Annotated in this window: 11 protein-coding genes; 6 read left to right on the top strand and 5 right to left on the bottom strand. The window is 33.5% G+C overall.

The annotated features are described in order from the left end of the window. Positions 1 to 455 precede the first annotated feature (455 nt). Together ACPYKA_RS08090 and ACPYKA_RS08085 are read right to left on the bottom strand one after the other, a co-directional pair. Positions 456 to 1,481, bottom strand: a complete 1,026-nt coding sequence (locus ACPYKA_RS08090) for a lactonase family protein (protein ID WP_479541826.1) — start codon at positions 1,479 to 1,481, stop codon at positions 456 to 458. A 19-nt stretch (positions 1,482 to 1,500) separates the two neighbouring features. After that, a complete protein-coding gene (locus ACPYKA_RS08085) occupies positions 1,501 to 3,414 on the bottom strand; it encodes a family 20 glycosylhydrolase (protein WP_479541825.1) in 1,914 nt (637 codons plus the stop codon). A 294-nt stretch (positions 3,415 to 3,708) separates the two neighbouring features. Here ACPYKA_RS08085 and ACPYKA_RS08080 point away from each other — a divergent pair, with 294 nt between their 5' ends. After that, a complete protein-coding gene (locus ACPYKA_RS08080; protein ID WP_479541824.1) occupies positions 3,709 to 3,837 on the top strand; it encodes a hypothetical protein in 129 nt (42 codons plus the stop codon). A 67-nt stretch (positions 3,838 to 3,904) separates the two neighbouring features. On the opposite strand, the gene ACPYKA_RS08075 is transcribed toward ACPYKA_RS08080, so the two are convergent. After that, entirely contained in the window at positions 3,905 to 4,309 is a 405-nt protein-coding gene (locus ACPYKA_RS08075; RefSeq protein WP_479541823.1) for a hypothetical protein, read from the bottom strand. A 370-nt stretch (positions 4,310 to 4,679) separates the two neighbouring features. Here ACPYKA_RS08075 and ACPYKA_RS08070 point away from each other — a divergent pair, with 370 nt between their 5' ends. The 5 genes from ACPYKA_RS08070 to ACPYKA_RS08050 all read left to right on the top strand — a co-directional run bounded on the left by ACPYKA_RS08070 (position 4,680) and on the right by ACPYKA_RS08050 (position 7,292). Next, positions 4,680 to 5,030, top strand: coding sequence for a DMT family transporter (locus tag ACPYKA_RS08070; RefSeq protein WP_479541822.1), 351 nt, complete (start codon positions 4,680 to 4,682; stop codon positions 5,028 to 5,030). A gap of 41 nt (positions 5,031 to 5,071) precedes the next feature. Next, positions 5,072 to 5,344, top strand: a complete 273-nt coding sequence (locus ACPYKA_RS08065) for a DMT family transporter (protein WP_479541821.1) — start codon at positions 5,072 to 5,074, stop codon at positions 5,342 to 5,344. A 30-nt stretch (positions 5,345 to 5,374) separates the two neighbouring features. Next, complete coding sequence (locus tag ACPYKA_RS08060) at positions 5,375 to 5,959, top strand: TetR/AcrR family transcriptional regulator (RefSeq protein WP_479541820.1); 585 nt, start codon at positions 5,375 to 5,377, stop codon at positions 5,957 to 5,959. 343 nt (positions 5,960 to 6,302) lie between these two features. Continuing rightward, the gene (locus ACPYKA_RS08055) at positions 6,303 to 6,647 is read left to right on the top strand and encodes a hypothetical protein (protein WP_479541819.1); all 345 of its coding nucleotides are present in this window, start codon (positions 6,303 to 6,305) and stop codon (positions 6,645 to 6,647) included. A 162-nt stretch (positions 6,648 to 6,809) separates the two neighbouring features. Beyond that, on the top strand, positions 6,810 to 7,292 hold the full coding sequence (locus ACPYKA_RS08050) for a hypothetical protein (protein ID WP_479541818.1): 483 nt from the start codon (positions 6,810 to 6,812) through the stop codon (positions 7,290 to 7,292). Between the two features lie 238 nt (positions 7,293 to 7,530). Here the strand turns inward: ACPYKA_RS08050 and ACPYKA_RS08045 are convergent, their stop codons facing one another. Continuing rightward, on the bottom strand, positions 7,531 to 8,436 hold the full coding sequence (locus ACPYKA_RS08045) for a DUF2268 domain-containing putative Zn-dependent protease (protein ID WP_479541817.1): 906 nt from the start codon (positions 8,434 to 8,436) through the stop codon (positions 7,531 to 7,533). A 710-nt stretch (positions 8,437 to 9,146) separates the two neighbouring features. Next, positions 9,147 to 9,921 (bottom strand): DUF6179 domain-containing protein (locus tag ACPYKA_RS08040; protein ID WP_479541816.1); only part of this gene is annotated, 775 nt, incomplete at its 5' end.

The raw sequence follows: 9,921 nt of genomic DNA, 5'->3' as shown, positions 1-9,921 counted from the left end.
GGACTTTCACAGGATGTGATGACTTCCGTGTTGCCCACAGGACGTGGGCGGTTTTAACGGAAGATCCCCTGCCGCATTTAGATACATGAGCATACGTTCTTGCACGCAGAAAAAGTGCTTTCCTTTTTCAAGGAGCAGAGAAACAAGCCAACGAGCTTCCACAGGATGTGGTGACTTCGACGTTCGACACAGGACGTGTCGGTATTTAGTCGAAGTTCCCCATGTGCAGTGTCATTTTTACCGGACTTTTTGAACATCCTCTAAAATAAGACTTTCTCATCCCCCCTGTTTCTAGTTTTAAAATGAAATCTAAGCGTGAAAAACAGTAAGCGTTTTCAACTTGTATATTATAATACTACTATTCAGAAAATAAATCAACATTATCTTATAACATTATGATGTTTATGTTCAAAAATAGATGAAATTTTTATTTTTTCTCCTAGAAACCGATGTTTTTATTCAACTACGTGTAAACAAACTGGTCTATTTACATGAAATCGATGACCCGTTCGTTGTAAACTACCATCTTCTAAAATTTCAAAGACCATAATATTATTTGATTGTTCATTTGCGACTAAAACATAAATATCATTAGGCATTATTATAAAATTTCTTGGCCACTGCCCTTCCGTTTTAGTATGAGAAATGAATGCCAAAGTCCCATCGTTTAATACTTTATAAGCTGTAATCGAATCATGACCCCGATTAGAAGTATAGACGAATTTTCCTGATCTTGTTATATGGATATCTGCTCCATAATTTGCATGTTGGAAATTATCATATATCGTCGGCAATGTTTGGAGTAGCTCCATTTGTTGCAGATTTTCATCATACATATACGTTAAAACCGTTGAATTAAATTCATTCACAATATAAAAAACACGTAATGTCGGATGAAAAGCTACATGACGAGGTCCAGATCCATCCGGTACTTGCTCATCAAAAAGAAACGTTAACTCTCCTGTTGAATGATTATGTTTAAAAAAGTTTAGTTTATTTAATCCTAAATCTGTTGCAAGATAATAAGGTGTATTAGGAATATTCCTTATTGCATGTACTTTAGAGTCCGACTGCTGGGGCGAATTAGTTTGATAAAAACCTATTTCGTTTCCAATTTCCCCATTTTCTTTTAAGGAATGAACAATTACACTTCCATTCCCATAATTTGCAGTAAATAAAGCATGTTCATCATGTTCCAGATAACATGGCCCACCGTTAGTTGGCTGTCTTTTTACTTCCTTGAGTGTTCCGAGACGTTCACACCACTGGAAACTGACTACCTCACCGTTCGTTTTCTCGCTAATGGCGTATAAGTGACTTTTCTTCTTATTAACTGCTAGGAATGATGGATTCTCTATCCCCTTGAATGAATTTATTATCCTTAACATTCCATATCGAGCATCAAAATTTAACCAATGAATCGTCTCATCTGTCTTGGCACCGTAACACCCGACGAAAAGATCATATTGCTGTTGACACATTTTTTCGCTTACTCCTTCACTAATAGATTGGCAGTACATGGAAGAATACATTCGGTGATGCCATACGGTAATAATAACTACACCAACCTAGACTAGTAGAATCTTTTACACCTGGCGAATAATACAGACGTTCCTGTTCAAGTTCGTCAATAATATCAATTTCTCCGTTGAGATAGTCATTCACCCTTGTAGTTGCCGTATCAAGCCTGTTTAATAAACCACCATAACGAATATCGATTACTTCCCATCCAAACGGTTTATTCATTTTTAACCATTGATAACGGTGTGCACTTCTAAGCTCTTTCACTCGAGTCATAATTTCCGGAATAATTTCATTGGCGATTTCTTTTAATTCATCTTGATCCCGTTTATCATAAGCAGCTTTTAACTTAACACCAATTCCCGCTTTTAAAGCTAGTACTCTACTAAGCTTTTCCGGTACGTCAAAAATATAATCAAGTTGATCAGTTTTATTCCTAATATTTACAATTTTAGTTGCAAGCTCCTCATAATAACTATCCATATCAAGACCTTCAATATGTTTATCAAAAACCCCCAACAATACATCTTGCCATAATAAAAACTTGGATGGATTTGTTTGCTCAAGATTCCCCTTTTCTACTCCAGGAGGTGTGTCTAATTTATTTAACAGCAAATACTTCTCCGCAGGTATCCCTGTACAAAACGCTACTCGTTCATAAAGTTTTTCTTCGTCTAATTCATCCGCATACGCATGCTCTGCATAGTATTGTAATCCTAAAAGGGCTGTATAAGGGTTATTTTCTATACCGTCATCACCCCAAAGCGTTACAAAAACATCATCAACTTCTTGCTCTTTACAAGCTTGAAGCGCCGCATTGCTCGCTTTTAAAGATAACTGGTAATTTGTTGCAAACGTATTCCAAATCCAGATACCTCCTGCAAAGGCAGGCTTTTTATTAAATGCTTTATGTTGTTCAATAATTTGTCTATAGTGATCAATTTCCGTTGCATTATATTGCCAATACATTAATTGGATTTGCTTCGGTGTTTGTTCAATAATATAGTCGGGAATTTCAGTCGTCTTACTATACCTATCCCCTGTTTCGGAAGCAAGTTTTAAGAACATATCGCTCCACATTACTGCTTCTAATCCCAACTCATCTGTTATTTGTAAAACTCTATCTAAATGCTTTGCCATTAATTCAAACCTCGGCTTATAACCATGTTTATTTAAAAATATACCCCGCCCGAGTTCTTCAGCTTCATCCATCCCGATATGAATACGCTTACTTCTAAAGGGACTTGAAGCCGATTGAATCATATTTGTAAGTAGTTGATACGTTTCTTCGCTTTCCAAAAGTAAAGCTCCTCTAGTATCTTTATAACGGTAAGCTGCATCCCATTTTAAAAACTCTTCCAGATGAGCAAGTGTCTGAATACAAGGTATAAGTTCAATCCCAAACTGGTGTGCATAATCATCCAATCGCTTCAATTCTTCCTGTGAATATCTTCCCCGCATATAACCAAAATACGGTTCTTCCTTCACTTCATACGTATCTTCCATGTATAACATTGCAGAATTAAAGCCCATCATCGCAAGCATTCGAATCATTTCGTAAAAACTATCTGGCCTCATAACAGCATTTCTGGAAAAATCAAACATCGGACCAACCGTTTTAAATTGCCCTTTCTCCTTAATCGAAAAATCAGTTTCTCCTTTTTGAATTTTTTCGATTACCATACTAAATGCCCGAAAGAATTGATTTGTATGTCTATAAGCAATCTCACCTTTCCCATCTTCGTAGAAAATGGAGATATCATGCTCTTCTTGTGTGCGCTTACAAATCAACTCAATATCTGCCGACTCCGAAATCTCAAACTGAATGTTTTTTTGCAGTTCATTTATTCCATTGAGTACCTCGGCAAAATCTCCTGTCAACTTAATCTTCAACTTCTTCCACCTTCTTTTCTTAAGTTTTTTTATTGTTCTTAAAGGAAAATTTAGGAACAATTAATTCAAAATATTACATGAGAACAAAGTAAACGTCAAATTTTATTCAACTGGATGCTGGGGCGTGTTCTGTTATGTAAAGTGGCGGACGACAGATGTTGAGTCGTGTTCTATTATGCGGAGTGGCGCCCGATGGATGCTGAGTCATTTTCTATTATGCGGAGTGGCGCCCGATGGATGTTCAGTTGTTTTTCATAATGCAGAATGATTGCCGATGGATGAAGAAACAGCTGCGTGTTACAACCTAATAGTACATTTTCATTAGTCTTATCCATTACGCTAGAACAAGATGAAGTTTTGAAAAAGATAGATAAAAATAATCAAGTGGTTAAAATAGAAGATTTCGAGTTTGAGATAGAATAAAAAATATTCCTTATAAAAACAGCCCTCTGTATTGTGATCTGTAGAGAGGCTGTTTTTCAATGCCTTTTTAGCGTTTTCTATATATTTTGACCGAACACTCCCCATTTATAGCTTTGTCTCCTTCAAAAAAAATTACCGGTTTAAAACGTCTAAACGAGATAATTTCACTACCTTCTTTTCTAGAATTAGTTTCTACTTTTAAACGTTCATCTAAAGTGAAAGCAATCTTCCCTTCTTCTGTTTCTAATCGATATACTACCTCATATTGTCTTTTGGGAAACACAAATAGACTATGCATAACGGAGGTATCAAATATTTTAAACTTCACTTTTGCACGTTTTAAACCGAAATATGTAGAAATGCGCATCTTTTTTCTCGATTCTTTCACAATATATATGACGAAAAAAATGATGACAGCAAAAATAAGTAATCCGAAAAAAATAGGAAAAAAGTATAAACCCCAATTTTCCATGGATGAAACTCCCTTCAATTAGGATAATTTTAAAACTCCAGTATATTAATCAATGTCAAGAATATAAAAAAGCCGAGAGGTCATCAATCATTGGCATTCCAGTTTTGAATGGAATAGTGAAATTATTCCTTGTTTTACCTACTCTCTTTATATAATACTATCATTTGAAAATGATTGATAAAATTAACTTTCACTCTTGCAAAATCCACATAATTATTATAAAATCTAACGTATGTTAGTTAAATTTAACTTAAAAGGGAGTGGCTAAAGAAGGAAATATAATATAGCAATACAATTTTCAGAAAAAAATTTTAGAATAAAAATCTAACGTTCATTAGTTAGTTTAAAGGTTTTGAAAGGAGAAGTTATTATGGCATGGTTTTATTTAATTCTTGGAGGAATTTTTGAAGTTGGTTGGGCACTTGGTTTAGGTTTTTCAGAGGGGTTTACAAAAATAGAAGTTGTTATTCCTACACTTATATTATTATTTCTTAGTTTTTGGTGTTTCGCTAAAACATTAAAAGCACTCCCGGTTTCGACAGCTTATGCGGTGTTTACTGGTCTTGGTGCTTTTGGCACTGCTTTAGTGGGAATGACAGTTTTAGGAGATCCCGTGAGCTTTACTAAGATAGTATTAGTTGTTCTATTAATAAGTTGTATTATCGGATTAAAATTAGTTGATGAACCTAAAGAAGGCAAAAATGTAGGAGGTAATGTTTAGTATGTATTGGTTATTCTTAGTATTCGCAGGATTATTTGAAGTTGGCGGCATCAAATCTTAAATTAACGGAAGGTTTTACAAAGTTAAAACCAACAATCTTTTTTCTCCTAAGTATGGGTTTAAGTTTTTTCTTTCTTTCAGTATCATTAATAGAAATACCTGTTAGTATTGGTTATGGTATATGGACTGGAATAGGAGCGTCAGGAAGTGTCTTACTTGGGATGTTTTTATTTAAAGAGCCTAAGAACTGGAAAAAGCTTGCATTAGTATTTGGTATAATATTTAGTATAGTAAGCCTAAAATTGATATCCTGATTAACGTAAACTAAATGAGGTGAGATTCAATTGAAAAAAGGTGAAAAAACTAAAAGAAAGATATTGGAACAAGGTTTAAGGCTGTTTTCCTCGCAAGGTTACGAGGAAACGGCACTTAAAGATATTGCTTTACAAGTAAATATTAAAACCCCTTCGATTTATGCTTATTTTGAAAGCAAGCAAGACCTTTTTGAGCAAATTATAAGTTTTGTTATTGAAGATTATTTAGAATTTATAGAGCGACAAACTCACATTATAGAAAACTTTCATACTGAAAAAAAACTATACCATATTTTAGTTGAATTAAATAAATACTACTACATGAACGATAAAGGTTTTTTTCTCAAACGGTATGGTATTTACCCGCCAGAAAATTTTAAAGAACTGATAACAGCTAAAAATAAGAAGGTAGAAAAGGGAATTCGCGATCTTGTTCTTTCCATCTTAAAAAACGACACAGATAATAAGCTTATTGACGAAGAAATAATCGTTACTTCTTTTATTACAGTATTAGATGGGATGCTTTACCATATGATGAGCTCCCCTTACAAAGAATATGAACTTAAATTAAATCATACCTGGTCCGTATTTTGGCAGGGGATTCGCGCTTTTTGAAGCTAGATGAACAGATAGATTGCTAAAAAAATCTCTTCGTTATTTGGGAGGGATTTTTTTATGGATCCAAGGTTTCATATATTGGAAAACTTAACTCAAATTTTTATTGATACCCTTGATTTTTCTGACAGAAAAAACCGCAATTAAATCAGAAGTCGCTTGAAAAAACGTTTGACAATAAACGGGATATCATGATCTACTGAAGGAGGAACAGATTCAGCGAAAAAAGAGAGTAGAAACTAGGTACAGATAATAATTATTCAAAGAAAAGGAATAGAAACGTCCCTTTTCCTAATGTTTCAAAAGACTATTGGCAATGCACCGTTAAAGGGAGGAAGACAACTTGGGAAAAAGAAAAACAAAGAAAGAATTAGCTAAACAAAGAAAATTGCAAAAAGAACGGGCTGTGGCTAACCGAAAAAGAGAAGAAAACATCTTTTATAAGACTACTTCCTTCCTATTGGATGCTCTGATATATATTTTTAAAGGCATAGTTATACTAGTTTCGTCTTTGTTTATAGTAGGATCAAAAATCATTAATATTCTTGCTATCCTTGTCCTGTTACTCCTATTGATGAATATTATTTATAGCGTCTCCAATGATGATCTTAACGGCATATATGTATCTATTATCGGAGTGATTGTGCTTGCTTCTGTACTCTTTTTTATAAAAAAGATTGATAAATAGAGTAATAATCTATTTTTTGAACTCTATAATCCCCACGTTGTTATTTTTCCCTTTTAATCTAATGGATTAAATATTTGCTCAAAACAAAGTTGACAAAACCAGATAAAAGTATTTAAATGTAGTATTGGGAAAAAAATTTCAATATGGAATGAGGTTTTCAGCATGAAGAAAGTAGTATTAATTTTATTTGCAAGTATGCTATTCATTTTAGGAGCTTGTTCAAGCAACGATGATCAAGATCAATCATCGAATAGTACAGATAATAACGCCAGCACAGAGGAAAGCCAAGTTGAAACCTCTGATGATGTAACAAAAGACGATGAAAAATCGACAGAAGATAATGTTGAAACAGAAGATCAAGCTGATTTCAATTCAAAGAACCAGGCAACAGATGATTCGGAGGATGGCACAGAGTCTTCTGATAATGAATTAACTGATTTTCCCGAATATGAAACATTAGTAGATGAAATTGATGTCGACACATTGGAAGCGAAAATTGAAACAGACAATCCTAACAAACGTGTGATTTTATATGCAGATGATAGTGGTAAAAATCAATATAAAAGTATTTTCATTAAAAAGCAGAATCGTTTAAAAATCATTCAATTTGATGATAATGGGCAAATCTTTAATGAAGTCATTTAAATAAGTAGTTTAATAGAATGAAAGTCTATTTGAAGAAGGTATCAAGTGCATCTGCATTTGATACCTTTTTATGTATATCAGACACTTATATATTTTAAGGTTTTCAATGACATTTACAGTCCATAGTGGGGGTACTATATCATTATTAGTATTTTTAACAGACCATTTAAATCAAATTGCTTATATTTTGGACTATATTCATGTACATAAAATGACGATTTTATTCCTCACCAAATTTTCATGAAAATATGCCGGATCCATGAATAATTTCATCACTAGAAAGTAATGTTGTTTCAAATATCGTTTTGTTATGCTTCTTCATGAAAGACTGAACAACTTCATAACCCACTGCATAACCAGCACAAAATGATAGTCCTACCGGCTGGTATCCCTCTTGTTTAGCAATCTCATCACCAAACATATAACTACTGACTTCTGCAAATCCTTTTATGTTTAAAGCTTCTCCAATAACATAGATTGAATAATTCAAATCGTCTTTATCCATACTAGTCACCCATGGTCCTAGTTGTTCTGTTCCATACAATTCTTTTGCAAACGAATCAGCTAGTCCTTCGATGACAAGATAATCTCCTACTGTTACATTTCCATGATCCCAATCGAAATAAGAAAAACGAAAGTTGTGATGGAACTCATGCGCAATAACAGCGGGTAGTTTAGGTATATTGTAATCATTCAGGAATATATTCACAGTGATAAACCCAGGAATACCCCCAAATCCTGTATAACCCTTCTGGAGTTTCAATTTATTTGGATCCGCAACATACAATCCAATTTTTATTTCATCGGCATTCACTTTCAAGCCTGCCTTATTAGCTTTTTCTATACATGTTTTGATGGTAGTTTCCGCCACTTCATAGGCGTTGTTATCTTTTAAGATAGATAGTCCTTGTTTAATTTGTTTATCGTTAGAAATATCTGCATAACCTAACATTTTCGTAGCCATTAAAACGTCATAACCATCTTTTTGTTTTGCTTTTATAGGGACATTTATTAACTTCCACATTTCCTTAAATGGAACCATCATTTTGTAACGAAAGTATTCTTTTCTTTCTTCTAAATTTGGAATAACAAGTAATTCTTCGTATTGTTCTATTGTATTAATCAATTTATAGGTCAAACTCATTTCAATCACCTCTTTCGCAAATATCTAGTGTTGCAATTTTAAAGCAGATTTAGATTTTTCATTAGATTTTCTTCAGAGAAAACTAAGTCCAAATGAATTAATATATTTTCTAGATCTGCACTCATTTGTTGATGTCATTTTTATCATAACTAATGAAGGGTGCCGTTCTATTTAATCTTCAAGCCCTTATAACCTGTTATTTTTGCAGCGAAGATTTGCACATTTTTTCTAAATCTGACTTTAATACAACCAATTGACCTTAATCATTCTTTTTTGCTTTCAATAAGTCAAATCGAAGTATTATCGTATAGAGTGTTCAGTTAACAGCGTAATTCACCTCCCTATTCCGAGGTTAAAGTATCACGCTACGTTAATGTCAATTTTAAAAAGGGTAGTCTCAGGTTTCCAATAAAAACGAAATTTTTTTATGCAATAAAGAAAGTCAGGTTCGAAAATTTATTTTAATTCTTAAATTAAATTGATAGAATATCCACTCATTTAAGCTTGCTTATTTCCACATTAGATAGGTACAAGAAAGAGGATAGGAAGATAGCGGTACGTTTTTCTTTTGGTAACGACGTGTACATAACTTTTGCAAGTAGATTCGGTGTGACTCTTTTTCCGGCCACTTGAACATCTTGTGACTCCTCCTCTTCGAAATGCTTAGTCTAGTATAGAGTTGATTTTCTAGGCTATATAACAATTCGATGTTAGTAAAAACTAATTTCTTCATAATCAATATCATAAACATATTTCTCAATGGCACCCTTTCTATTCATATTGATATTCTTAATAAATTCAATAAAATGGTTCTGCCATTCGTTCTCATACTTCTTTTCCTCGATATAGAGAGATGATAAATCCGTTGAATCATTCCGTAATTCCTCATAGAATACTATCTTTGTCAAAATAGCTAGTTCTATATCGCCAAAAGTCTTAAAAAGTGCTTCATATTCATCATTCAACAAACAGTCGGTATTCAGCATATCGATATAATCATGAAGAGAGTGAAAGTTTTTCCGAATCATGTTAACCTTATCCACTGTCTTTTCACAATTCATGATTTTTTCATTTAATAACCGAAAGCGATGATCACTCATTCTATCGGACGCTTTGAATGATGTTACAATGGATTTTGATTTCAGTTCCCTTTCCACGATAACCACTGTCCCAAGCCGGTTATGCTCCGCAACACTTTTAACCCTCTGTCCTAGATTTACTCCACACCGCTTCAAATAAGCAGTCATCTGCGGATCATTAATATTGAAATGATGTCGTAAATGATCGACTGCTTTTAAAATAACGGAGTGAATCTGACTATCATCCAATTTATTAAACAAACCTTCTAACTGTTTATATTGATTTATAGATATGTTTATTTGGCTAGCGTGTTCTCCTGATAAAACGGAAAAAACCGCATTATTTAATACCAACTCAAATATATTGAATAGTTCTATTCGATAGTCGAACCCACATATTCTCCCA

This window comes from Pseudogracilibacillus amylolyticus (SeqCode), assembly GCF_051918545.1.
GTDB lineage: Bacteria > Bacillota > Bacilli > Bacillales > Amphibacillaceae > Pseudogracilibacillus.
Note: the sequence above shows the minus strand (reverse complement) of the source record. Positions and strands in the feature narration are given on the sequence as shown.